Source organism: Pseudomonas sp. CCC3.1 (genome assembly GCF_034347405.1).
GTDB lineage: Bacteria > Pseudomonadota > Gammaproteobacteria > Pseudomonadales > Pseudomonadaceae > Aquipseudomonas.
On sequence record NZ_CP133778.1, the window covers coordinates 1,981,091 to 2,005,357 of the forward strand.

The 24,267-nt window shown below is 53.8% G+C and carries 23 protein-coding genes, 1 tRNA gene and 2 pseudogenes; 14 read left to right on the top strand and 12 right to left on the bottom strand.

Features of this window, described 5'->3' with window-relative positions:
• Nucleotides 1-177: 177 nt before the first annotated feature.
• Together RHM56_RS09070 and RHM56_RS09075 are read right to left on the bottom strand one after the other, a co-directional pair.
• A complete protein-coding gene (locus RHM56_RS09070; protein ID WP_322240684.1) occupies nt 178-1,257 on the bottom strand; it encodes an asparaginase in 1,080 nt (359 codons plus the stop codon).
• 474 nt (nt 1,258-1,731) lie between these two features.
• A complete protein-coding gene (locus RHM56_RS09075; protein WP_322240687.1) occupies nt 1,732-1,932 on the bottom strand; it encodes a hypothetical protein in 201 nt (66 codons plus the stop codon).
• Between the two features lie 162 nt (nt 1,933-2,094).
• Here RHM56_RS09075 and RHM56_RS09080 point away from each other — a divergent pair, with 162 nt between their 5' ends.
• On the top strand, nt 2,095-2,400 hold the full coding sequence (locus RHM56_RS09080; RefSeq protein ID WP_322240689.1) for a hypothetical protein: 306 nt from the start codon (nt 2,095-2,097) through the stop codon (nt 2,398-2,400).
• Nucleotides 2,401-2,562: 162 nt separating this feature from the next.
• Nucleotides 2,563-2,874: an I78 family peptidase inhibitor gene (locus RHM56_RS09085; protein WP_322240692.1), complete on the top strand. Its 312-nt coding sequence runs from the start codon at nt 2,563-2,565 to the stop codon at nt 2,872-2,874.
• A 71-nt stretch (nt 2,875-2,945) separates the two neighbouring features.
• Here the strand turns inward: RHM56_RS09085 and RHM56_RS09090 are convergent, their stop codons facing one another.
• Together RHM56_RS09090 and RHM56_RS09095 are read right to left on the bottom strand one after the other, a co-directional pair.
• Nucleotides 2,946-3,158 carry a cold-shock protein gene (locus RHM56_RS09090; protein WP_003179963.1) on the bottom strand — a complete coding sequence of 71 codons (213 nt, stop codon included), beginning with the start codon at nt 3,156-3,158 and terminating at the stop codon, nt 2,946-2,948.
• A 280-nt stretch (nt 3,159-3,438) separates the two neighbouring features.
• The gene (locus tag RHM56_RS09095) at nt 3,439-3,750 is read right to left on the bottom strand and encodes a hypothetical protein (protein WP_322240694.1); all 312 of its coding nucleotides are present in this window, start codon (nt 3,748-3,750) and stop codon (nt 3,439-3,441) included.
• A 363-nt stretch (nt 3,751-4,113) separates the two neighbouring features.
• Between RHM56_RS09095 and thrS the strand changes: the two genes are divergently transcribed.
• The 9 genes from thrS to RHM56_RS09140 all read left to right on the top strand — a co-directional run bounded on the left by thrS (nt 4,114) and on the right by RHM56_RS09140 (nt 11,567).
• A complete protein-coding gene (gene thrS, locus RHM56_RS09100; protein WP_322240696.1) occupies nt 4,114-6,036 on the top strand; it encodes a threonine--tRNA ligase in 1,923 nt (640 codons plus the stop codon).
• The gene (infC, locus tag RHM56_RS09105) at nt 6,036-6,587 is read left to right on the top strand and encodes a translation initiation factor IF-3 (protein WP_169835808.1); all 552 of its coding nucleotides are present in this window, start codon (nt 6,036-6,038) and stop codon (nt 6,585-6,587) included. The genes thrS and infC overlap by 1 nt, the downstream gene beginning before the upstream one ends.
• A 60-nt stretch (nt 6,588-6,647) precedes the next feature.
• Nucleotides 6,648-6,842: a 50S ribosomal protein L35 gene (gene rpmI / locus RHM56_RS09110; RefSeq protein ID WP_002553160.1), complete on the top strand. Its 195-nt coding sequence runs from the start codon at nt 6,648-6,650 to the stop codon at nt 6,840-6,842.
• Between the two features lie 29 nt (nt 6,843-6,871).
• Nucleotides 6,872-7,228 (top strand): 50S ribosomal protein L20, encoded by a 357-nt coding sequence (gene rplT / locus RHM56_RS09115; protein WP_003442184.1) that lies wholly within the window; start codon nt 6,872-6,874, stop codon nt 7,226-7,228.
• A 108-nt stretch (nt 7,229-7,336) separates the two neighbouring features.
• Nucleotides 7,337-8,353: a phenylalanine--tRNA ligase subunit alpha gene (gene pheS / locus RHM56_RS09120; protein WP_322240698.1), complete on the top strand. Its 1,017-nt coding sequence runs from the start codon at nt 7,337-7,339 to the stop codon at nt 8,351-8,353.
• Nucleotides 8,354-8,379: 26 nt separating this feature from the next.
• Nucleotides 8,380-10,758 carry a phenylalanine--tRNA ligase subunit beta gene (gene pheT / locus RHM56_RS09125; RefSeq protein WP_322240700.1) on the top strand — a complete coding sequence of 793 codons (2,379 nt, stop codon included), beginning with the start codon at nt 8,380-8,382 and terminating at the stop codon, nt 10,756-10,758.
• Between the two features lie 3 nt (nt 10,759-10,761).
• Nucleotides 10,762-11,064, top strand: a complete 303-nt coding sequence (gene ihfA / locus RHM56_RS09130) for an integration host factor subunit alpha (protein WP_002553164.1) — start codon at nt 10,762-10,764, stop codon at nt 11,062-11,064.
• A complete protein-coding gene (locus RHM56_RS09135) occupies nt 11,045-11,401 on the top strand; it encodes a MerR family transcriptional regulator (protein ID WP_322240703.1) in 357 nt (118 codons plus the stop codon). The genes ihfA and RHM56_RS09135 overlap by 20 nt, the downstream gene beginning before the upstream one ends.
• A gap of 89 nt (nt 11,402-11,490) precedes the next feature.
• Nucleotides 11,491-11,567: transfer RNA gene (locus RHM56_RS09140), tRNA-Pro, on the top strand.
• 407 nt (nt 11,568-11,974) lie between these two features.
• On the opposite strand, the gene mobH is transcribed toward RHM56_RS09140, so the two are convergent.
• On the bottom strand, nt 11,975-13,792 hold the full coding sequence (gene mobH / locus RHM56_RS09145) for a MobH family relaxase (protein ID WP_322240705.1): 1,818 nt from the start codon (nt 13,790-13,792) through the stop codon (nt 11,975-11,977).
• 422 nt (nt 13,793-14,214) lie between these two features.
• Here mobH and RHM56_RS09150 point away from each other — a divergent pair, with 422 nt between their 5' ends.
• On the top strand, nt 14,215-14,634 hold the full coding sequence (locus RHM56_RS09150) for a hypothetical protein (RefSeq protein ID WP_322240707.1): 420 nt from the start codon (nt 14,215-14,217) through the stop codon (nt 14,632-14,634).
• A gap of 28 nt (nt 14,635-14,662) precedes the next feature.
• Here the strand turns inward: RHM56_RS09150 and RHM56_RS09155 are convergent, their stop codons facing one another.
• Genes RHM56_RS09155 through RHM56_RS09175 form a run of 5 tightly spaced genes read right to left on the bottom strand, consistent with a single transcriptional unit; the run spans nt 14,663 to nt 19,339 of the window.
• Nucleotides 14,663-16,198 (bottom strand): conjugal transfer protein TraG N-terminal domain-containing protein, encoded by a 1,536-nt coding sequence (locus RHM56_RS09155; RefSeq protein WP_322240710.1) that lies wholly within the window; start codon nt 16,196-16,198, stop codon nt 14,663-14,665.
• A complete protein-coding gene (locus RHM56_RS09160) occupies nt 16,195-16,575 on the bottom strand; it encodes a hypothetical protein (RefSeq protein WP_322240712.1) in 381 nt (126 codons plus the stop codon). Before RHM56_RS09160 ends, RHM56_RS09155 begins: the two co-directional genes overlap by 4 nt.
• Nucleotides 16,568-17,944 carry an integrating conjugative element protein gene (locus tag RHM56_RS09165; protein WP_322241737.1) on the bottom strand — a complete coding sequence of 459 codons (1,377 nt, stop codon included), beginning with the start codon at nt 17,942-17,944 and terminating at the stop codon, nt 16,568-16,570. The genes RHM56_RS09160 and RHM56_RS09165 overlap by 8 nt, the downstream gene beginning before the upstream one ends.
• Nucleotides 17,945-17,978: 34 nt before the next feature.
• On the bottom strand, nt 17,979-18,911 hold the full coding sequence (locus RHM56_RS09170) for a TIGR03756 family integrating conjugative element protein (protein ID WP_322240714.1): 933 nt from the start codon (nt 18,909-18,911) through the stop codon (nt 17,979-17,981).
• Nucleotides 18,908-19,339: a TIGR03757 family integrating conjugative element protein gene (locus RHM56_RS09175; protein ID WP_322240717.1), complete on the bottom strand. Its 432-nt coding sequence runs from the start codon at nt 19,337-19,339 to the stop codon at nt 18,908-18,910. Before RHM56_RS09175 ends, RHM56_RS09170 begins: the two co-directional genes overlap by 4 nt.
• 211 nt (nt 19,340-19,550) lie before the next feature.
• Here RHM56_RS09175 and RHM56_RS09180 point away from each other — a divergent pair.
• Nucleotides 19,551-19,802 (top strand): annotated as a pseudogene (locus tag RHM56_RS09180) (transposase domain-containing protein); the annotation flags it as partial.
• A gap of 175 nt (nt 19,803-19,977) precedes the next feature.
• Here RHM56_RS09180 and RHM56_RS09185 read toward each other — a convergent pair.
• On the bottom strand, nt 19,978-22,740 hold the full coding sequence (locus RHM56_RS09185; RefSeq protein ID WP_322240720.1) for an RHS repeat domain-containing protein: 2,763 nt from the start codon (nt 22,738-22,740) through the stop codon (nt 19,978-19,980).
• A gap of 285 nt (nt 22,741-23,025) precedes the next feature.
• Here RHM56_RS09185 and RHM56_RS09190 point away from each other — a divergent pair.
• A pseudogene (locus tag RHM56_RS09190) lies at nt 23,026-23,862 on the top strand (DUF4113 domain-containing protein); the annotation flags it as partial.
• Nucleotides 23,863-23,927: 65 nt separating this feature from the next.
• Here the strand turns inward: RHM56_RS09190 and RHM56_RS09195 are convergent.
• Nucleotides 23,928-24,200 (bottom strand): DUF3077 domain-containing protein, encoded by a 273-nt coding sequence (locus RHM56_RS09195; RefSeq protein WP_322240722.1) that lies wholly within the window; start codon nt 24,198-24,200, stop codon nt 23,928-23,930.
• Between the last annotated feature and the right edge of the window lie 67 nt (nt 24,201-24,267).

Genomic DNA, 24,267 nt, shown 5'->3' on the forward strand with positions numbered 1-24,267 from the left:
ATACAGTATTTAACTGCGAGAGTTTTGGCAACACTTTGAATGTCTCTCACTGCCGGGATCGGACTGCTTTTTTTCGGTTTAGTGCGCGAACAAGAGGAAAATCAACAATATAGACCACTCATTCGGGCGAATGAGTGGTGGGATGCCTAGCGCCGGGCAGCGCTTGGCGTGAGGGTTTTAGTATTCCCAGAACATCCGTTGCAGCTCTTTGCTGTCTTGGGTTTTGGTCAGTGCAACCATGGCCAGGATGCGAGCTTTTTGCGGGTTAAGGTCATGAGCGACGACCCAGTCGTATTTATCGTCAGGCTGTTCTGCGTTACGCAGTACGAAGCCGCCGTTATTTACGTGGGAGGAGCGAATGATTTGTACACCGTCCTTGCGCAACTCTTGCAGGGTCGGAACGACGCGAGACGAGACTGAGCCGTTGCCTGTGCCTACGTGGATGATGGCTTTGGCGCCAGCTTGTGCCAGAGCTTTGTAGGCCGTGTCGTCTACGTTGCCGTAGGAGTAGGCGATACCGACGTTTGGCAGGGTTTTGATGTTTTTGATGTCGAATTCAGAGTCCATGGTGTGACGCTTGGCAGGCAAGCGGAACCAGTAGGATTTGCCTTCAACAACCATGCCCAGTGGGCCCCAAGGGCTTTTGAACGCTTCGGTCTTGATGTTCATCATTTTGCTGACATCACGGCCAGACTGGATTTCGTCGTTCATGGTCACCAGCACGCCTTTGCCGCGAGCGTCTTTGCTGCCGGCCACGGCCACTGCGTTGTACAGGTTGAGCATGCCGTCAGCGGACATGGCAGTGCCCGGGCGCATGGAGCCGACAACGATGATTGGCTTGTCGGTTTTTTCGACCAGGTTCAGGAAGTAAGCGGTCTCTTCGAGAGTGTCGGTGCCGTGGGTGATGACGATGCCATCGACATCTTTACTGTCAGCCAGCTCGGCGACGCGGCGGCCCAATTGCAGCAAGTTGTCGTTGGTGATGCTTTCGGAGGCAATTTGCATGACTTGCTCGCCACGCACGTTCGCCAATTGACTCAGCTCCGGAACGCCAGCGATCAGTTGATCGATACCCACCTTGGCTGCGGTGTAAGTCGCGCTGTTGGCAGCGCTGGCACCCGCGCCCGCAATGGTCCCGCCGGTTGCCAGAATGACCACATTCGGCTTGGTGACGGCTTCTTGAGCGTGAACAGTTGGCAAGGACAGCAGAAGGGCCAAGGCGCCCGGAACAATAGCTTTCAAGACAGATGTTTTCATTATTTTCTCTCTTATTGGTGAGCGCACAGACGTACAGATTGGCGCGGCGCATGCCATCCAAGGGCACGTGCTGGCCAAATAAAAGCACTATTTATGCCAAAGTCAGAAATGATTGGTAATGCTATTAACCAATTGATTTTTAATGAAATATTTTGAGTTTGTTTTTTCTTGATTTGAGCCTGTGCGGATTCCCGAACGCAAGAGGCGTTTTCTGTTCGGGTGTTCGACCGGGTCGCGATTGGCCAACGGCTCTTTTGCGCGCGGCGCCTGAGTTCAATGGCCGTGTGCCTGAGCAGCAGTGGGTGATTGGCTTTGATGGTGTACAGAAAAGCGGCTATGTGTAACCGGCGCTTACAACGGTCGGGCAGTTGATTTTGCAGTTAGGCGAGAGGGTTGCGCAGTTACAGTGACGCCGAGGGTGTGCCTGATAGGGGCGGCACACCACAGCAATTGCACGTACGGGCAGTGCGGTACTTAAACCGGCTTTGAGGTTTCGGTGTCTTTGTATTTTTCGAAAACCTGGCTGACAAAAGCGCGTGCGGCCTCTGTACCCAGTTCTTTGACCAGGAGATCAATGCCGATGATGGCTAGCTCTTCAGGGCTACCCGGGCTGTAGGAACATTGCCCTTGAGGCCATTTGGCTTTGATATCTGCATCGATGGTGACTGTTGTCATGGGTATCTCATGAAGGGGTGTCGAAAGCGCGATTTTAGCAAAATGTCATCCTGAGACGATCAGGCGAACAAAATTAATCATGGCATTGCTCACTCGGTGCCTTAACTTTCGCAAGAAGTCGCTGCTGCATGACACACTAGCGTTTTTTGTCGGAGGGGCTGCATGCAGATTGATTTAAAAAATCCCGAGAGCTTGACCCTTTCAGCGGTTAGCCAATTATTAGCCTCTGCCAGTGATGATGTGCACACTCAGTTGCGTGTCTCCAAGCAGGGTATTGCCTATATTTCCTCAGGTGTGGTGGGCGGTGTCGATATCGATGGGCTGCTGTTCAGGCTTGAGACATGGGCGGCTGGTTCGGGGTATGTCGGTAATATTGCGGCCAGTGATGAAGTCTGGCTCATGCAGATTTTTAATGCCTTGAAAGAAAACTGGCCTAATCCGCCATTTGACTACATTGATGTCTATTAATCGTTTGTACATATTTGCTCACGATTAGGTGAGCGAAGTGTGTATTCAGTCGGGCAAAATCTTGAACCCTAGGGCTGATCGGATTTTGCTGTCAGACCCCATGCAACCTCTGTGCGGAAAAGCTGTCGCAAAGGTTACGACTTTTCATCTTAAGGAGGCTTCATGTCTTGGAAGCTAGTGTCATTGGGTTCATTGTTGGCAGTCGTAGCGCTGTCTGGGTGCAGCAGCACGAGCGAGGCTGTTAAAGCGCCTGTGGCTGAGGCCGGTCACACACGTTGCGATGCCAAGGCAGCCGCATTTGCAATTGGCCAGAAGGCATCGTCCGATCTGCTGGAGCAAGCCCGTATCAAAGCGGGTGCTCAGAACGCCCGCATATTGTCGCCACACGACGTCATGACCCTGGAGTACCGCTCTGATCGTTTGAATCTTAATGCGGATGACAACGCAATCATTACCCGTGTTAACTGCGGCTAAGCACGCCTAGCGTTGTTTCAGGCATAAAAAACCCCGTCACATGGACGGGGTTTTTTTTGTTCGCGGGAGATTTACTCCGGACGAACCTGTGCAGCTTGCATACCCTTTTGGCCTTTCTCAGCCACGAAGGAAACGGTCTGGCCTTCTTTCAGGCTTTTGAAACCGTCGCTTTCGATAGCTTTGAAGTGTACGAACAGGTCGTCACCGCCACCTTGAGGAGTGATGAAGCCGAAGCCTTTTTCATCGTTGAACCATTTTACGGTGCCGGTTTGGCGATTAGACATGGTGTATCTCCAAGAAACTTATATTTTCAGTAGTACTGTGCTGCTCAGGCCAACTGGGCACACTTGGCTATCATAGTCGAAATGTGCGGTTTGGGAGCCCCCCTGAGCCTCAGATTGACGTAATGTTAGCTTTTGTCTGGCGTTTAAAAAGCCTGAAAGCCCCGTTTTATGGGGCTTTCAGGGCGAAAGAGGCTTTAAAAAAAAGCAACTAATGAGACGTATTTTTTAGTTCAAGGCTGCATTTGGGCCGTTTTTACCTTGTTTATTGCCTTGCGAAACCCTATTTCTTGGGTTGAGTGCTTACTTTGCACTCTGCGATTGCATTCAAAGCGTCCTGCTGAAGCTGAGGATTTTTTGCGCCTTCTGGGCTCATCAGTGTCCGGATTTGGGCCTCGGTGAAGCTCTTTTCGATTTTGTCGGCGCCACATGCACAGTGAGCTTTGGCAGCTTTTTCACCGATGGTTTTTTCAGCTGCGGGCACACATTGGGCCGTGAACTGCTTTTTCAATTCTTTGGGCCAGGCTGCCTGGGCGCTAAGCGGCAGCAACAGTGCCAGTGGTGCGGCGAAAGCCAAAAGATGAGTCATGCGCATGTGATGCTCCTTGTGATCGTTAATTGCGAAATGATTTCACTCATTATCTGAGGGAATAATGAAGCTCAAGTTCATCATTTAGCAAAATTCGCCGGCTGTTTATGCGCAAAAAAAGAGGAAGGGGCAGCGCTTAAGCATCTGTGTTAGCATGCCGCCCTTGGCAGTTTTCTGTAAGCGCATGCTCCCTGAGCCGCGAAGCAGAGCCATTAACCTTTTTGTTTTGAACTCCAGTCACTCTGGTTCGGTTTCCGGTTGGCCGCAAGGCTCCTGCCACTGTGAGGCAGGTAGACCACCGAATCGCGTACTGGCTCATCCCAACCCACGTGACCTTTGGTAGGGGTCACCACTAGGAGAGGAGGCGCCATGCCAACTATTACTCTTCCCGACGGCAGTCAACGTTCATTCGATCACCCGGTCTCTGTTGCCGAGGTCGCTGCTTCAATTGGCGCAGGTTTGGCCAAGGCCACTGTAGCTGGCAAAGTCAACGGCAAGCTGGTTGATGCCTGTGACCTGATCGAAAATGATGCCACCTTGCAAATCATTACGCCCAAGGATGAAGAGGGGCTGGAGATCATTCGTCACTCTTGCGCTCACTTGGTCGGCCATGCAGTCAAGCAGTTGTACCCGACAGCCAAAATGGTGATCGGTCCTGTTATTGACGAAGGCTTTTACTACGATATCGCCTATGAGCGTCCGTTTACCCCGGATGACATGGCTGCTATCGAGAAGCGCATGCAGCAGTTGATTGAAAAAGACTACGACGTCATCAAGAAAGTGACGCCGCGCGCTGACGTGATCGAGCTGTTCTCTGAGCGTGGTGAAGATTACAAGCTGCGTTTGATCGAAGATATGCCGAACGAACAGGCCATGGGTTTGTACTTCCATGAAGAATACGTTGACATGTGTCGTGGTCCTCACGTCCCGAATACACGCTTTCTCAAGTCATTCAAGCTGACCAAGCTGTCGGGCGCCTACTGGCGTGGCGATGCCAAAAACGAGCAGTTGCAGCGTATTTACGGCACTGCCTGGGCTGACAAGAAGCAGTTGGCTGCTTATGTCCTGCGTATAGAAGAGGCTGAAAAGCGCGACCACCGCAAAATCGGTAAGCGCCTGGGCCTGTTCCACACTCAAGAAGAAGCGCCGGGCATGGTGTTCTGGCACCCAAATGGCTGGACCCTGTATCAAGTGCTTGAGCAGTACATGCGTAAAGTGCAGCGCGAGAACGGCTACCTGGAGATCAAGACTCCTCAGGTCGTGGATCGCAGCTTGTGGGAAAAGTCCGGTCACTGGGCTAACTACGCTGAAAACATGTTCACCACTGAGTCGGAAAGCCGCGACTACGCGATCAAACCGATGAACTGCCCATGTCACGTGCAGGTGTTTAATCAAGGTCTGAAAAGCTATCGTGAGCTGCCATTGCGTCTGGCTGAATTTGGTGCTTGCCACCGCAACGAGCCGTCGGGTGCCTTGCATGGCATCATGCGTGTTCGCGCCTTTACGCAAGACGATGCGCACATCTTCTGCACTGAAGAGCAGATGCAGGCCGAGTCCGCAGCCTTTATCAAGCTGACGCTGGATGTGTACGCAGACTTCGGTTTTAAAGATATCGAACTCAAGCTTTCGACTCGCCCTGAAAAGCGCGTAGGTTCCGATGAGCTGTGGGATCGTGCCGAAAGTGCCTTGGCTTCAGCTCTTGATAGCGCCGGTTTGGCTTATGACTTGCAGCCGGGTGAAGGCGCCTTCTACGGGCCGAAGATTGAATTTTCTCTAAAAGATTGTCTTGGTCGTGTCTGGCAGTGTGGTACCCTGCAGCTCGATTTTAACCTGCCGATCCGTCTTGGCGCAGAGTATGTGTCTGAAGACAACAGCCGCAAGCATCCCGTTATGCTGCACCGCGCGATCCTCGGATCGTTCGAGCGCTTTGTCGGTATTTTGATTGAGCATTACGAAGGGGCGTTCCCCGCGTGGTTGGCGCCAACTCAGGCAGTGATCATGAATATCACTGATAAACAGGCAGAATTTGCCGCTGAGGTTGAAAAAACTCTCAATCAGAGCGGGTTTCGTGCCAAGTCTGACTTGAGAAATGAAAAGATCGGCTTTAAAATCCGCGAGCATACTTTGCTCAAGGTTCCTTATCTCTTGGTTATCGGAGATCGGGAAGTCGAGATGCAGACTGTCGCTGTGCGTACACGTGAAGGTGCTGACCTGGGCTCGATGCCCGTCGCGCAATTCGCTGAATTCCTCGCACAAGCGGTTTCCCGGCGTGGTCGCCATGATTCGGAGTAATTATTATTAAGCGTGAAATGAGACAAGATAAACGAGCTGCACCGAAAGCCCCGATCAACGAGAATATCTCGGCACGCGAGGTTCGGTTAATCGGAGCTGAGGGCGAGCAACTTGGCATTGTCCCGATCGAAGAAGCGCTTCTTAAGGCTGAAGAAGCCAAACTGGATTTGGTGGAAATTTCCGCTGATGCAGTACCCCCTGTTTGTAAGCTGATGGATTACGGCAAGTCGATCTTCGAAAAGAAGAAACAGATTGCCGCAGCGAAGAAAAACCAGAAACAAATCCAGGTTAAAGAAATCAAGTTTCGTCCAGGGACGGAGGAAGGGGATTACCAGGTAAAACTGCGCAACCTGGTACGTTTCCTGAGTGATGGGGACAGGGCCAAGGTGTCGTTACGATTCCGCGGCCGTGAGATGGCCCACCAGGAGCTGGGTATGGAACTGTTGAAGCGGGTTGAAGCTGACCTGGTCGAATACGGGACCGTCGAACAGCATCCTAAGATGGAAGGACGCCAGCTGATTATGGTCATCGCCCCGAAAAAGAAGAAGTAACCACCAGGGCACGGCAGGCCTTGCGGTTATGTTTATCAACTGAATGCGGAGTATCCGAACATGCCAAAGATGAAGACTAAAAGTGGTGCTGCTAAGCGGTTTCTGAAAACTGCTAACGGTATCAAGCACAAACACGCTTTCAAGAGCCACATCCTGACCAAAATGTCGACCAAGCGTAAGCGTCAACTGCGCGGAAGCAGCTTGCTGCATCCGTCCGACGTGGCAAAAGTCGAGCGCATGCTGCGCCTTCGTTAATTTTTGGTTAAGACTAGAGGAAGTAACTCATGGCTCGTGTAAAGCGTGGCGTTGTCGCCCGTAAACGTCACAAAAAAATTCTGAAACTGGCTAAAGGCTACTACGGCGCACGCTCACGCGTATTCCGTGTTGCCAAGCAAGCGGTAATCAAGGCAGGCCAATACGCCTACCGTGACCGTCGTCAGAAAAAACGTCAGTTCCGCGCTCTGTGGATCGCTCGTATCAACGCTGGTGCACGTATCAACGGTCTGTCTTACAGCCGTTTCATCGCCGGCCTGAAAAAAGCTTCCATCGAGATCGACCGTAAGGTTCTGTCTGATCTGGCAGTGAACGAAAAAGCGGCGTTTGCTGCGATTGTCGAGAAAGCTAAAGCCACCTTGGCTTAAGTACCCCCGACAGTTCTTGTGCTCACCTCTGTGGGCTCAGGTGCTAAACGTCTTAAATAGGGGAAGAGCCTTCAAGCTCTTCCCCTATTTTGTATCTGGAGTCTGTACATGGAAAACCTGGATGCGCTGGTCTCTCAAGCACTAGAGGCTGTGCAAAGCGCTGAAGATATTAATGCCCTGGAGCAAATCCGGGTTCAGTACCTTGGCAAAAAAGGTGAATTGACTCAGGTGATGAAGACCTTGGGGAATTTGCCAGCTGAAGAGCGCCCACAAGTGGGAGCCCTGATCAACGTTGCCAAGGAGCGTGTCACAGAGGTTCTCAATGCACGCAAGGCGCTGTTTGAAGAGGCCGAACTGGCCGCCAAACTGTCTGCCGAGTCTATTGATGTGACCCTGCCTGGCCGTGGCCAGACCTCAGGCGGTCTGCATCCGGTTACCCGGACTCTGGAACGTATCGAACAGTTCTTCACTCATATTGGCTACGGCATCGCCGAAGGCCCAGAGGTCGAAGACGACTATCACAACTTTGAGGCGCTCAACATCCCAGGCCATCACCCGGCCCGTTCGATGCATGACACCTTCTATTTCAATGCCAACATGCTGTTGCGCACCCATACCTCCCCGGTACAGGTCCGCACCATGGAATCGCAGCAGCCGCCGATCCGCATCGTCTGTCCGGGTCGTGTGTATCGTAGCGACTCCGATATCACTCACTCGCCGATGTTCCATCAGGTTGAAGGCCTGCTGGTCGATCGCGATATCAACTTCTCGGACCTTAAAGGGACCATCGAAGAGTTTTTGCGAGTGTTCTTCGAAAAAGAATTGGCCGTGCGTTTCCGCCCTTCGTACTTCCCGTTCACAGAGCCTTCGGCTGAAGTGGATATGGAGTGCGTGATGTGTAGTGGCAAAGGCTGCCGTGTATGCAAGCAAACGGGCTGGCTGGAAGTTATGGGCTGCGGCATGGTTCATCCGAACGTGCTGCGTATGTCCGGCATCGACCCGGAGGAGTTCTCGGGTTTTGCTTTCGGCATGGGCGTTGAACGTCTGGCCATGCTGCGTTACGGCGTGAACGACTTGCGTCTGTTCTTCGACAACGACTTGCGGTTCCTCGCGCAATTTCGCTAGTCGTAACGAATTCTTAGGAGAGCAGGATGAAATTCAGTGAACAATGGCTGCGTGGTTGGGTTAACCCGCAGGTAAGTCGTGACGAGCTGGTTGCTCGTTTGTCGATGGCCGGTCTTGAGGTCGATAGCGTAACGCCGGCCGCCGGTGTATTCAGCGGCGTTGTCGTGGGTGAGGTGCTCAGCACTGAGCAGCACCCAGACGCCGACAAACTTCGCGTGTGTCAAGTCAGCAATGGCTCGGAGACTTTTCAGGTAGTTTGCGGTGCGCCGAACGTACGGCCCGGCCTGAAAGTTCCATTCGCCATGATCGGTGCAGAACTGCCAGGCGACTTCAAAATCAAGAAAGCCAAGCTGCGTGGTCTTGAGTCCAATGGCATGCTGTGCTCGCAAGCAGAGCTGCAAATTGGTGAAGGCAATGATGGCTTGATGGAATTGCCATCCGATGCGCCTGTAGGCGAGGACATTCGCACGTTTCTGGGGCTTGAAGATGCCAGCATTGAGGTCGACCTGACCCCTAACCGTGGCGACTGCTTGTCTTTGGCAGGTTTGGCCCGCGAGGTTGGCGCGCTGTACGCCGCAGAAGTGACTCGTCCTGTAGTAGCCGCTGTTGCAGCGGTACACGATGAAGTTCGCCCGGTTGAGGTGTTGGCACCTTCTGCCTGCCCGCGTTATCTGGGGCGCGTCATCCGCAACGTCGATCTGTCACGCCCGACGCCTCTCTGGATGGTTGAACGCCTGCGTCGTGCAGACGTTCGTAGCATCGACGCTGCTGTCGACATCACAAACTATGTGATGCTTGAGTTGGGTCAGCCGTTGCACGCATTCGATCTCGCCGAGATTAATGGCGGCATCCGCGTGCGTATGGCTGACGAGGGCGAGAAACTGGTACTGCTCGACGGTCAGGAAGTCACCCTGCGTAGCGACACATTGGTGATTGCTGACCACTCCCGTGCTTTGGCAATTGCTGGTGTGATGGGCGGGGAGCACAGCGGTGTTTCTATCAAAACCCGCGATATATTCCTCGAAAGTGCTTTCTTTGATCAGATCGCTGTAGCGGGTAAGGCCCGATCCTATGGTCTGCACACAGATGCCTCGCATCGCTATGAGCGTGGTGTGGACTGGAAATTGGCGCGTGAAGCCATGGAGCGTGCCACAGGCTTGCTTCTGGAAATCACCGGTGGTGAAGCTGGTCCAATCGTAGAGACTGTTAACGAGCAGTACCTGCCATCGATTGCACCCATCACTTTGCGCGCTGCACGCATCACTCAGATGCTCGGCCTAGAAATGGATTCTGCTGAAGTCGAGCGTCTGCTCAGTGCTTTGGGGCTGGACATTTCCGCTGACGGGGTAGGGCAGTGGCGTGTTGAGGTGCCTAGCCACCGTTTCGATATCAGCCTTGAAGTTGATTTGATCGAAGAATTGGCTCGCCTTTATGGTTACAACCGTCTGCCGGTTCGCTACCCGCAAGCTCGCCTTGCGCCGCAAGCTAAAACTGAGGCGCGTAGCGAACTGCCAGAGTTGCGTCGCCTGCTGGTAGCTCGTGGTTACCAGGAAGCAATAACTTACAGTTTTATCGATCCGAAGCAATTCGAATTGTTCAGCCCGGGCGTTAAGCCTCTATTGTTGGCCAATCCAATTTCCAACGACATGGCAGCAATGCGTGCGTCTTTGTGGCCGGGTCTGGTTAAGTCCTTGCAGCACAACCTCAACCGTCAGCAAGATCGCGTCCGTCTCTTCGAAAGTGGTCTGCGTTTTGTCGGGCAACTGGAAGGTCTGAAGCAAGAGCCAATGCTTGCCGGTGTAGTATGCGGTAGCCGCTTGCCAGAAGGCTGGGCACAAGGTCGCGATGTTGCCGACTTCTTTGACGTCAAAGCTGACGTAGAAGCGGTGTTGGGCTTTGCCGGTGCACTTGATGCGTTCACCTTTGTAGTGGGTAGCCATCCTGCTTTGCACCCTGGGCAGACTGCTCGTATTGAGCGTGATGGGCGTGAAGTCGGTTATGTGGGTGCGATTCACCCTGAACTGGCAAAAACGCTGGGTCTTGACCGTCCTGTGTTCCTTTTCGAACTGGTACTGGCAGAAGTGGCTTCGGGCAAAATGCCGAAATTCCACGAGCTGTCCCGCTTCCCGGAAGTGCGCCGTGACCTGGCATTGTTGGCTGATCGTGACGTTGCAGCCAGCGATGTGCTGAACGTAATCCGTGAAAATGCAGGTGAATGGCTGACAGACCTCAGGCTATTTGACGTTTACCAGGGTAAAGGTATTGATCCGCATAGAAAAAGCCTTGCAGTTGGCTTGACCTGGCAGCATCCATCGCGCACTCTTAATGACGATGAGGTGAACACCACGACACAAAATATCCTCACCTCGCTCGAAAAAAGGTTGAACGCCACGTTAAGGAAGTGACGTATGGGGGCTCTGACGAAAGCTGAAATGGCGGAACGTCTTTATGAAGAGCTGGGCCTGAATAAACGCGAAGCCAAAGAATTGGTGGAGTTGTTTTTCGAAGAAATCAGGCACGCTCTTGAAGACAATGAACAGGTCAAACTGTCAGGTTTTGGCAATTTTGATTTGCGTGACAAGCGACAGCGGCCTGGCCGCAATCCGAAAACGGGAGAGGAAATCCCGATCACGGCTCGCCGTGTGGTCACCTTTCGTCCAGGGCAGAAGTTGAAGGCCCGAGTAGAGGCTTATGCTGGAACCAAGTCATAACGACGAGCTCCCGCCGATTCCAGGCAAACGCTACTTCGCCATTGGCGAAGTTAGCGAGTTATGTGCGGTAAAGCCGCACGTGCTGCGCTACTGGGAGCAAGAATTTCCTCAGCTTAACCCCGTCAAACGACGCGGAAACCGCCGGTATTATCAGCGACAAGACGTGCTGATGATCCGGCAGATTCGCGCTTTGCTTTACGATCAAGGTTTTACCATCGGAGGCGCACGCCAGCGATTGTCTGGCGATGAAGCCAAAGATGACACCACGCAATACAAACAACTGATTCGCCAAACGATCTCCGAGCTGGAGGACGTTTTACTGGTACTTCGCAAATAAACCTGTCTTTAAAATACTTTCGTATTTCAAAAGCTTAAGGTATATTTCTCGACGTTCTAGCAAGCCGCAACATAGATGTAACGCCTAGTCGGGGCGTAGCGCAGTCCGGTAGCGCACTAGCATGGGGTGCTAGGGGTCGAGTGTTCGAATCACTCCGTCCCGACCATATTTTTCAATGACTTAGCCCAACCTAATCCGTTGGGCTTTTTCATGCCTGGAAAAATACCCCCACATTTACCCCCACAGTTTTTTAGCCACCCCGAAAAAGATTCCGGGTACCGAATGATTGCGGGCTGAGCCGAGTGTGGAAAAATCTGCAGGCCATAGAATAAGGTAAGGGTAAGGGGGCGAGCCTTCTTGCGCGGCATGCCGGCCGCCGCACTGGCGCATGCGCTGTATGCCATCGCGAATAGGTTGATAGCCGAAGTGTTAATGCGAGAGTTCGTTACAGGGAGGAGATGATGTCTTTTTTCTGGACTGTCTGAACAAGGGGCGGGCGCTTGATAAATACAGGATCCTGGTTGTGCTTCTGAGGTCGTGAGTGTCCAGTCCCGAAATAGGTTTACACCTCTTTCACCCGATCACATGGCTAAGGTATACGTTGTCCAACGGCACCTCTCTGAATAGTGTAGAGGGATCATTGAGCAAGTAGCCGCGAAGCTTTTTACTGCTGCGCGGGCCAACGACATTGATCGTCCAGATGTTGAGGCTGTTTTCTGTTTTGCGATGGAGCTTGAGCTTCTCAAAGCCGCGCTGAACCAGTTGCCAGGCATTAAGTTCCTGAGCTTTTGCCTGAGCCTCCAGGACTGGGAACTCCTGCACAAACCGTTTGAAAATCCCGGGCGTGACCAGCATTGCCGTACCCGATACGGTATGCACTAGTGCCTTGGCATCATTGATGATCAGCTTTCTGGAGTGCAGGCCATCTTTGAGCCAGTCAATAAAGGCCTGACCAAGCTGAGTCTTCTGGATGGTGGCCGTGTCCGCGACTTCAGTCGTTAGTGCATCCCGAGCGCGAGCCACAGCGTCGTTTTCTGCTTCAGTTGTAACAGGATCTGATGGTGGCGGTAGAGCTTGTGCGTCGCCTCCCAGCAGTGCCATGAGAGCGTCAAGATCGTCAGGGGGAGCAGTAGTAGGGCTGCAGAAGTCGGGCAGGGACACTTCAGAGGCGGGCGGTACTGCCTTGCTGAGTACCAAAGCCGGCAGGTTGTGTTTGACGCAGCTTTCGTTGTTCGCAACCTCCTCGATAGACGCGTCAGTCTCAACCTCCAGCGTGCCGAAGTAGACCGGTGGCCGGTCGCCTGGATCGCTCCATATCAGCGCCGGTGAGAGCTTGAGCAAGGTGAAGGTGTTGCGCCAACCCTTGTTGTTGTCGATCGTGGCCTTCCAGATGGCTTTGTCTTGCGCGTTGGTTTGGATGACCCCTTGGTCTTGAAGCATGTTGAAAAACGGCGCGTTTGAGGTCGGTACGCCTTCAATGCCTTGAGTCAGCAGATAGGCTCGAAGCTGGTCTGAAATAGGTTTGCTGACCAGCCACAAGGCGTCTTGAGTCAGCCAGCCGTCAGATGGCCCGTCAGGCTGATTGAGCTTGTAGGTCTCGCGTACCAGGTAACGCAGTCCATCAGCCAGTTGCCGTTGCAACGACTGCTTGGGTGCATCCAGTGCTCGCGCAGGATTGCCTCCCAGTTCTTGAGCGACTGAAGCTTGATCGGCCTTGACCACGATCTCACCCAAAATACCGGCGTGCTCGTACTGACCCGAGAGGATAAAAATCAGCTGCGACCATGCTTCAGGAAAACCGCTGAGCCAGTCCAGGATGTTTGGAGTGAGGATCTGCGAGTAGATCAATGCCGCGGCCGCGCCGTGCAAGTGATAGTTGCGCCCCTTCACATGGCGAAACCGGTAGGGCTGGTTGATCGGTCCATGCCAAGGGTGCCAGGTTGTTCCGTCCTCCAGCTCGACATGCAGGTCGACCGCAATTTTGCCGAGATCATGAATGAGTGCCCCGTAGGCAGCCGCGGCTGTCCAAGCTTCGGCTTGCGCTGATTGCGACTCCGGTGGTGCGCCAATGGGCAGCAAGTAGCTCTGTCGAATCTTCAAGGCATAGGCGACGATCTCCAGCCCGTGATCGAGCATGCCGCCAGGATAAGCATGGTGATGGTTTTGCGATGCAGGGAGTTGCTGGACCAACTCAGCGTAACGCTCCAGTGGTTGTCGGTAGAGTTCGACAAACTGTTGGCGTGAGAGCGAAGCGCGTTGCCAGATGTTCTCCAGCAGCTTTTGCCGTCGCGAAGGTGCAAGCAGTGATTGGCTGGACGCGGGTTGCCATAAACCATTCTGGGGAGCGGTCTGTTCGTGTGGGATTTTTCTGCATCGAAAGAAAGAAAGCATGGCCAACTCCACTATTAATCATGGGCGGGCTTTTCCTCTATCTGATGGGCGTGGCTCAATAAGAAATCAATATTGACGGCCAATCACATTTCGAGGGGCAAAATGCCATTACGTCCCATGTTGAACAGATACTGGTGTTCCTAAATATTTCCAGATAGAGGCTGCTTCTCGACTTGGCGTCGGTAGGTTCAGTTTTGACTGTGAGGGATTTAAATGCCCGTAGTAGAGATGCGTTGGAGGCAGGATGCCTTTTCGCACTTAAGGCCCTTTCGGGTAGGGCTTTTACCCTTGGGAACCTTTCCATTGGCTTTTGAGAGCCATTTAACCCTTTGGGCCATTTGAGCTCGGCTTGCAAAAGATATTGTCTGGGCGTATAGCTGGCCTCATAGACCTCCAGAAAATGCTTCACAGGAGAAGCGCTCATGACTACACAGTCCTCTCAGAGCTTTACTGGCCGCTTAGGCTATGGCCTGGGGCGTGGTGTGCGTTTTTTTCTTGTAGATAAGAATGTGGCGCTTCGTTGGGGGAAAAGAGCTGCCTTTGCCGGGGTGATAGCAATTTTAATCGCTTATGCAGGCAGTGTACTTGCGGGTGCAGTAGTCACTATTGCAGTGTTTTTTTTGGGGTTTTCACTGTGGGCGAAGTTGAGTGATTCTGGTCAACTCGATGGGCCTGAAGGTCCTGAATTTTCTCAGTCTTCAGTCGCCACTAATCTTTCGAGGGCGAATAGCTCAGATAGTCTTTGGCAAGGCGAAGAGTTAGATAATGACCCGTACTCTCAATTAAATATTCATAACTCGCTGTTTCACGAGTCTGATTTTAATTTGAGTGAAAAAGACTGAGGGGGTTTAGTAGACGCCCCTTAATCCTCTATTCTTTGCCCGAAGTGATTGATTTTATTCCGCTCTGGGCCAGTCCTCCTGCTGCTCCTCCAGCTTGTTGTATGGATTTGCTGCCATCAGTCAAACCTGAGAGGGCATTGCCCGCATTCACTCCTACCCAGCCAAGTGCACCTATCCAGAACATTGGTAAAATTATAAACATCGCCCCCATCACGAAATTCAATATGGCATCTTGAGTGGCGGTATTTAACCCCATCAACGGATCAAAGCTTAGATGTGGTGATCCAGAGCCATAGAGTGCATCTAAAATTGTGCTGTCTACCCAGCGGGCCAACTGGAACCAGAAGTCTACGAAAATCAGCGCGAAAAAAATCACGGACGTTGTCATTGCAACTTTGAGTTGATAAGCGCCCACAATAAGCACCAACGGAATACAAATCACTATAGCCATTTTCAAAAATGCCATAACCATTGGCAAAGCCTGGCGAACCATATCCATTGCCGGGAAGTACCCTAGAGAACCAACTGCAACTCCGAGCGTACCCGTTGCCCGGGCCAGGCCGTTCCAAATAGTCCCATCAATTTGCCCACCGTAGTCCGAGTACACGGCGCCTTGAACTTGATTTGAAGGGGAGACCAATTGACGCACGAAAGACTCGTTTATTTGTTCAGGCGACATCCACTTCGCCCACCCGATTAGTTGCGTCAGTGTATCTGGGCCTATTTGATCCACCAGTCGGGCTTTCAAACCAGTCCCGCCGTCACTCCACCACTGATTACAGGTTGGATAGCCACCACCTCCCGTAACCTGCGGCAACCCCGCATCTCGCGTTGGGTTGTAGGGCCAGGATGTTCTGGGGGTTTTGGAGTAGTCGGTGTCGTAATAGCCGGGGGTGTTTAGAAAGTATCGTGACCCAATCCAACTCAAGTCCGAGAAGGCACCCATTTTGTCTTGCTCGGCCACCACTTCGGGGTTGCGCATAAACAGTCGAGCGCGAGAAGGGCCATAACAATCGTGAGTAAAGTCGGCAACTTCCTGAGCTAGCAAGGGGTTGTTAATGCGCGTGCGATCTACGTCCATCCGTAGTTGCCGTAGGTCTGTGCCACAAGGAATAGCCGCGACAGCACCGCTCGTCAACGCCTTGGACAAGGCATGCATAAAGGCCCACCACAGAGGTATCTGAGCGGTTTTTCCGGCTAAAGAGCTGAATGTTTTATTCCAGCCAGTCTCTGTAGGTGAAGGTAGATTGTATTGGCATTGCTGAGACCTGCTTTGATCGAATGCGAGCGAGTCGAAACTCACATTGACCGCTGGCACTCCGCACAGCGCTACAACGAAATAGCCGACGTAAATGTTAGTCTCGATCCGGGCTAAAGAGAGCACGCCTTTGTTACCCTCGTCTGCACCTTCCCCGCGTACCTTTAACCATTCTCGAATCACGATGATGCTGATGGGCAGGGCAAACAACCCAGTGTCCGCAATCATTGCCCAGATGCCGTTGTTGATGATCCAGCCGACCAGAGTGAGGTAATACTCCAGGTAGTCATTGGTGTAGAGGGTCATAGAACATTCCCCGTCTTGAACACAAACTTGCTGACCTCAACCAGCAGAATCAATACCACTACCAGAAGCTCGATCTTGGAAAAGCGTTTGCGTTTTTTCAAGCGCTCAGACTTCGGCTGATGAGCCTTGAGTTTGAGCCAGGCCACTGTCATTACGGTGTAAATCATCATCCGCCATGTGAGGAGAGCCCAGTAATGCTCTGTACGCCATTCTTCCCACTCTTGGGCATCTTCAAACATGTCCAATAGGCCCTGATTCAACAGTACCGCCAATGCGGACACAGCTACCAAGAAGCTCACGCCCAGGAGAAGTCCCCGAACTACGCGGCGGATTTTTGAGGCTTTTGGCATAGCGACAGGGTTCTGAGCGTCACTCATTATCAATGCCTCGCTGGATTCTGGACGGTGACTGCAATTGATTCAGCCGATCCGTTTCCGTATCACCCTCTAACACGCCCCGTGAGTTTTCGGTTCGTGCTCTGCTCCTGGCAATAATCGTCATCGGTGAGTTGTTGGCGAGCTGCTGACGCAGGTCGAGTTCGGTGCGCAGGTTGTCGATCTCTTCTTGCATAGACGATTTCTGCTGATTGACGGCGTTCAGCGCCAGATCATTGATCGCGACGTTGGGTTCACGGCTTCCGGCTAAAAGCGTTCGCTGCAGTACCAGCGCTTTTTCGAGTACTTCGGAGAAGGCGACCTCAGAGGCCAGTCGGCGAGCCAGCACGTCCTGATCCCGTTCATCACGCAGCGCCACAATTACCCCGCGAGTGATGGGTAATGAATTGCTACTGGCGGCGTTGAGGTTCTCCACCGTCATGCTTTTGGTGTTCGTGAGCAAGTCTTGAAGGGCTTTGAGCTTGGTGTCGTAGGTTTCCTGAATCAGCGGTGTCAGGCCTACACCTGCAGACGTCACGGTTTTAGGGCAGCTGTCACAGGTCTGTTGTTGCTGTTCCCCGAGAACACGAATGGCAAATGCGCTGGTTTCCTGAGGGGAAGACCAGACATTGCAGACCATGCCGTTGTTGCAGCTTTCTTTGCTGATTGAAGACGTGTCGTCGGCGGCGCGTTTGTTCAGCAGGTTGTACCCAGCCTTGGTTACATCCCCGACGATCTGAATCGGTTTCTGGCCGGAGCCGCCAGCTCGATTGCCTCCCACCCATGTCACACCGTCGTTGCCGCTTTTCTTCTCGACTTGCTCGACGGCCGAGACCGCATCGGTGTTGGACGTCATGGTCTGGGCCATCGCTTGACCCTCTGCAAGCTTGCCCCAGCCCATTTGATTGCCTGCGATGTCAGCCATCTTCTCGCCAATGGCGCGGCAGGTAGATTTGGATCGATCAAAGTCCAAGCGGGCCTGCAAGATGCCATTGGTGATCAAGTTGTACAGCGCCGGATTTGCCCGCTGAAGGATCAACGCCGGCAGCGAGGCCACCGCCCCTGTAGCGTTCTGCACCACTGTCGACATGATGTTTTGAAAACCGGCGGTAGCCCCGTTCAACTGGTTTTCGAGCGTGTTGGTCATGCTCATGTTTCCGCAGACCAGATTGTTGTTCCAGCCGCCACCCACCTGAATGCTCTGCATGTTGCCAGCACTGCCCATAGCGACCGCGCTGCCGCCTCCGATGCTGTAAAGCACCTCATCCCCGATCACGCTGCCTGAGGACGAAGCGTTGATAGGGTCAGCGCACCAGGCTGTCGCGCTGGAGAGGCTACAGAGGGCCCCGATCAACCAAGGAGTGATTTTCATGACGTGCTCCGATCGCTGTTGGTCTGGATGCTCATTAAAAGTCCGTGCTCCCCAGGAAGGTCTGGCCACGACGTTGGCAGCAGGCGTATGGACGCCACAGCGCCCAGGCGTAACCACCGTCCTCGGCCTGAACCTGTGGTGTTGAATGCGGGAATACGGCACACGATTGGCTGAGCGTCGGCGTCAGCTCCTGCCATTTGCCGGTAGTGGCATCGCCCTCTATAAGCTCACCTGCAGGCCAATAACCGTCGCGCGCAGAAGCTTGCATGGGCAAATAGACATGGACTTGCCCGGTCCGCGTAGTGATGTCACCGGCGCGTTGCGCGATGACTGCCCCGGTCTTGTAATCGTTGGTTTGCTGCAGAAACCCACTGCGGGGGTAAACGTTGCCCCAAAGATCCGCGGCGGCCATGCTGCCGACCTCACGTCGACCGGGGATCAGCGCTTCTGGATACACCGCCTCAGGAATTCCATACCGCCAGGCAATAGGATCGAGCGTGCTCAGAAAATAAGGCACCCAGGTCAACGTTGCGCCCTGACAGGCATAACCGGAAGCGCTGGCAAACTGGCTGAACGTAGCTCCACCCGGATGCCCGATCACATCCGCTTCTTTGAACTTGAGCGCCGCGTTCTCGGCAACATGATTGGTCGTAGCGTCATTGCCCGCCTGAGACAACGGCGTTGGCGTCCCCAAAGGCGACATCTCAACCCAGGGGTTAGCCCCGGTATTGGAATACGCCGACACCACCGCATCCGGCACGTAATGCCGCACCTTGGTCGACGTCTTCACCTTGCAACCGAACGTCGTGCATAGCAGCCAATAGCAAATGCCAACCACCTTGTATTCCAGGCATTGAGGCGACAGCGACGAGGCAATGATCGTTGCTGAAGTGATCGATGCAGAGGCGCTGAAGGGCAGGCTACAGATCAGAGCCAGCGATAGCGGGCGGAGCAGGCAGCGGCTCATTGCGGTTGGCCTTTAGCGTTGTTGATGAGGACCAAGGCTTTGGCTACATCCGGCTCGCCGTAGACGACGTAGCGGCGATCAACAACGACCGCAGGGATCATGGTGATACCGAGGCTCCAAGCACCGGTAAGGTCTTGTTGAGCTTTGGCGAGATCGGTTTGTAAGCGTCTGCCAGAGGCAGTGTTGAGGCGGCTTTGGATGATCGCGGCGGCTTGGTGTGGGTCTGAGGGGAGAGTGCGGGATAGCTCGGATTCGAGGTGTTGTTGCTGGTCTAAAAGAATGATTCGGGCTGGGCCGGGGGAGGTGATGGGGTGTGATTGGTCGGTGATGACCCAGGTTTGGGCTTGGGTGAATGTGGTTATGGATATAAAGGCGAGTGGCAGCACCACATTAAGCGGTATGCGGGTGAGGGCTTGGCGGGTGGGCATGGTGCTGTACCTGAGATGGGCTCAGGAGCATGTGGCCGGAAAGAGTGAATGGGTGCAGTAGGAAAACAGTTTCTGACTGGGGATGGTTTTCTTGGTAGTAATGGGAGAAGCGTATGAATACATGAACTACCTCCAGGTAGTCCAAGATTTTTACCGCCCCCCACTGGGTCAGTTTTCGGTCAGCGGCAACACTCATACGCCTTGTCAGGGCGTACACAACAATACCGCCGAAGGAGCAATCAAGCCGTTTGTTATCGGTCGCAAGGCATGGTTATTCAGTGATACGCCCAAGGGCGCCACCGCCAGTGCGCAGATCTGCAGCTTGGTCGAAACAGGTAAAGCCAACGGCCAGGAGCCGTACACGTGGCTGCGCCACGTACTGGAGCGCTTGCCACAGGCGGCTTCGAGTGAACACTTCGAAGCTTTGCTGGCATGGAACTGCTCACCTGAGATGCCACAGTAATCATTAAGCCCATCGTTTGGTATGTGGGCTTTATGAGGCGCTTACGATGAAAACAGGTCGTGGCATGGTGAGTCATGTATGTTTAGTTTGAGCTGTCAGGCGCTGTGGCTATGGAAAGCAGATAGCCATAACGCCTGATATTGAGCTTGTTTTCACTCAAAGGTATGTTGCTGCCTTACTTGAGAAGGCTTCGCAATTTTTTGAACATATTAACCTTTCCACTCTTATTGTCATCTACATTGCTAAATCCCCAAATTTTTGCTTGAACAATTGAGCGGGGATTGTTATTTGTATAGCGGTGATCATGCGAGTAGTTAACCAGTGCTGATGCAGAATCTGGAGAAAGAACTCCTTGCCACAAATCAACTACCAAGCTGCCTTTTGATTTTTCCTTCTTCCAATTAATCATTTCACCTGGTTTATAGTTATTTTTAGAAAAAAGAGTGATAGTATGATTTGCATCGGGTTGTTGGAAAGTAAACACGTTGTACGCTTTATCTCTGGCAACCTCCTCTAATTTGCTGGCGGATAAATAGGCCATCTCTGTGCATTGCCCGAATAATTTGTTTTTATCATCACGCTCGTTGGCTACCCTGTTAGCGAGTGATAACTGAAACTCTCTGTCATTTACTGCGTCACCAAGAGACATGCCAAGTTCTCTGGCGACTTTAACTCTTCTCTCCCTTACTTTCGAATGATTCTCATCGTGTCTATACTGCGTTAAACCATTGTTATTTCTATATGGAATGTCTGTAATTGCTATTTCTCTTAGTAGTGGTAAAAAGATAGAGCGTATTTTATCAACTAAATTGATATCATCGTCAATCCGGTCCGTTGTGGCTGAAGCTCCGGCTAAAGCATTATTTGGCATTAGCCCATTATCATCTTGATATTTAATTGGATTGTTCCTGCACATTCTGAACAGGTTCAGTCCATCCACCGTGCCTGCTGGGTCTGCGCTCAGCCAGCGCCCTGCCCACGGCTGGTAGTAACGGTAACCATAGTAGAACAGCCCCGTTGCGTCCCGCTCCTTGCCTGAGTAGCGCACAGTTTTGTAGCTGGCCTCAGCCTGGCTACGCGCTATCCAGACTGCTGCCCCCCCGTACGGGTAGTACTCCTCCTGGCTGATGACTTTTCCGTCGCCGTCCACTTCCAGACAGCTGCTGCCAATGAGATTGTCGTAGCTGTAACGCAGCTGGTCATTGCTGACGCCCGGTTTCTCGCTCTCCCAGTGCAGCAGGCGTACCTGCGCACGACCCGCCTCGCCCACGGTTATGACCTGTAGGTCCTCCAACACCCTGTCGCCACTGGTGGTCGCTCTTAGTTCCAGCCCCGACAGGTACAGCACCCGCTGCGTCAGCACGCTGCCAGCCGTCTTCTGCACGCCCACCTTCAGGACGCGCTGACTGCCCGCATCATAGCGGTAGCTCTCGCCGTCGTCCGCCCCGCCGTCACGCACCAACGGTGTCACCTTCAGCAGCTCGTTACGCGCCGTCCAAGCAAGCAGTTGTCCCGGTTGCAGCTGTATCTGTTGGCCGCCCGCGGTGAACAGAGCTTCCACCTCCGCCGCGTTTTCCGTCAGTGTGCTCAGCACGCCACGATTGCTGCGTTCGCTGATGGTAATGCCTGTCGTGTAGTTATTACCGGTTGCAGGTGCGCTGTGGCGTACCTGCGTCAGGTTACCGGCGCTGTCGTAGCTGTAGGTACGGGTGTAGTTCGTGTACGTGACATTATCAAAGGAGGATACGGGAGGAAGGCCGCTGCCCTGCTGGCCGCTACTCGCCATCTCGCGTCCGGAGGCGCTGACCAGTTGGTACAGGCTGTCATAGATGTATGTGTTTTCAGGCACCACTTTCTGGTTGCGCCAGAAGCGGGTCTCCTCGGCGTCATTGCGCACGCTGAGCACGTTGCCCACCGGGTCGTACTCATAGCGCAGGTCCTGCAGAACTTTTGCTCCGGAGGCATGGCTGGGCGGACGCTCCGTTTTAATCCCTGTCAGGCGAAGCCCTTCCGGTTCGTACGTGTAGGCTGTCACTACGCCGTTGCCGTGCTCCTCGCGCAGCTTCTGCCCGGCTGCCGACCAGGTCAGGGATTTGACAATAACCTGCTCCGTTGCGCCCTTAACCGTCAGCCAACTTCCCGACAGCAGTCCTGCCACGTCGTACGCCACGCGCTGCTGATTGCCTGCAGCATCAGTGTTGGTCAGCACTGCCCCGGTCGCATCCGCAGTGGTCAGGGTGGTGTAGGACTTTGCGGCCAGCAGGCCGTTCCAGGCAGAAGCGTTTTCTCCCTGCCAGTCAGCGACAGTATCCGGGCTGTCTGCCTCGCTCGGTAACCGTCGGGTGACCGACAGCGGCACGTCGGTCAGTGCGACACCGTCCCTCTGCAGCAGGCCAGCGCTGTCGTAGTGACTGACGCACTGCCCGGTGAGGTTCAGGTCCTTCTCCGCTTCCGTATTGCCGGCATACACGAAGCGCTCCGTAATACGGGATACGCCGTCAGCTGTCTGTTCCGTGATACTCAGCAGGCGGCCTGCCATATCATCCCCCTCGTACTGAAAGGTGCGGGTTACAGCCTGACTCCAGTTCTCCGTGTCGTCGTCAGCGGTGAAGATGTTGCAGACCACCATAAAGGGCCGGCCGGCGGCGTCATTGAGGGTCACAGTGGTGCCATTGTCAGCACCCTGCGTGCGCAGCACCTTGCCGGCAAGGTCGGTCAAATACGTGAAATTCACCAGGCCGGCATCATGCAGGCGCGGGTCGACGCTCTGCGCCAGGAAGCCTCGGGCGTCATACCGGTGACGGGTAATACGTTCTCCGATCACATCCGGGGGAGCGGGATGCCGGTGGTATGAGATATCGCGCACCGCCAGACCGCGGTTGTCGAGCACCGTGAGCGACGGGGTGTTCTGGTGTACAGTAGTTTCAGTACTGCGCATGGGTAGGCTCCTTTGTTTAAGAGGGTGTAGATAAAAATGCGATATCGCGCACCGCCAGACTGCGGTTGTCGAGCACCGTGAGCGACGGGGTGTTCTGGTGTACAGCAGTTTCAGTACTGCGCATGGGCAGGCTTCTTTGTTTAAGAGGGTGTAGACAAAATTAACTAAATTCACCACTCCCTCTGCCTGGACAACCTCGAAGTCATGCCTCGAACCGGACGCCCGCGATTGCCGCAGAGCCGTACCCAATGCTAATCAAATTTGCACAAGCCCATCCCTTCTCCAGCCAAGCTGGCCAATCATACGGCCAAGCGCCTGCAGGCGCACACGGGAGGCGTGGTCAATCTGTGTGGTGACTTTGAGCGCGCCTGGGTGCTGCGAAATACGGCTGTGTCTGAGGTATGGGGAGTAGGGCGGCGTATGACCGTGCACCTCGAAGGCATGGGCATCAAAACGGCGATGGACCTGGCCAAGGCTGACCCGTGGACGTTGCGCAAAAAATTCAGTGTGGTGATTGAGAAGACCGCTCGCGAACTGGCCGGCACCCCCTGCCTGGAACTCGATGAGCCGGACCCTCCCAAGCAGGAAATCTGTTGCAGCCGCATGTTTGGCAAAAGGCTGACTGAACTGGCGCCGATCAAAGAAGCCGTGGCCACCTACATGATGCGCGCCTCGGAAAAGCTGCGGGCGCAAAAATCCTACTGCAAGAAAGTCAGGGTCAGCATTCGCACCGGCATGTTCAATCCGGATGAAGCGAAGTACGCCAAGGGCGTGATTGTGACGCTGCCATACCCGACCGATGATGTGCGCCTGTTGACCAAGGCGGCGGTCGAAGCGCTCACCCATGTTTTTCAGCCCGGGTTCAAATACAGCAAGGCTGAGGTTTTGCTCATGGATCTACGGCAACCGGGCGAGTTCTCGGATGATCTGTTTGCGGTCAATCAACCCGCAGAGGCGACCAGGGTGATGGCCGTTCTGGATCAAATTAACGCGCGCTGGGGCAGAGGCACGCTACGCGCTGCCAGTGTGCCCAGCAAGCCGGATTGGGGTATGCGCAGGGAAATGATGAGTCAAAGCTACACGACCCGGCTGGATCAGTTGTGGCGACTGTCGTGTCATTAGCAGCAGGACACAACCCCACCCAGTAGCGATGGGGCTGCCCATGGGGTGACGCTAAATTCATACCGTTACGGTACGTCTTGCAGCCCCAAGGTCACGTCGTCAATGATCGCTTTCGCCATCTCGCTGAGGTAGTGCGACGCCCAGCGCATGGTTTCGTGACCATCGTCCATGGCGCCCAGGTACGAGAGCGTGTTGACGCAGTTCAACAGCAAAGAGGCATGTTGCAGGGCTTCTTCACCTGAGACACCGGCAATGACGCTGAACAGGCGCTGGTTCTCTGCGTTGCATTTGCCGAATGTGGCGCCGCCAACAGTTTTGATCAATGGTGAGACGTTCATAGGGCACCTCGTTTCGCATCGAGGTGCTGGACGTTGGGCAAGTCGACAGTACTCGTCGGGCATATTT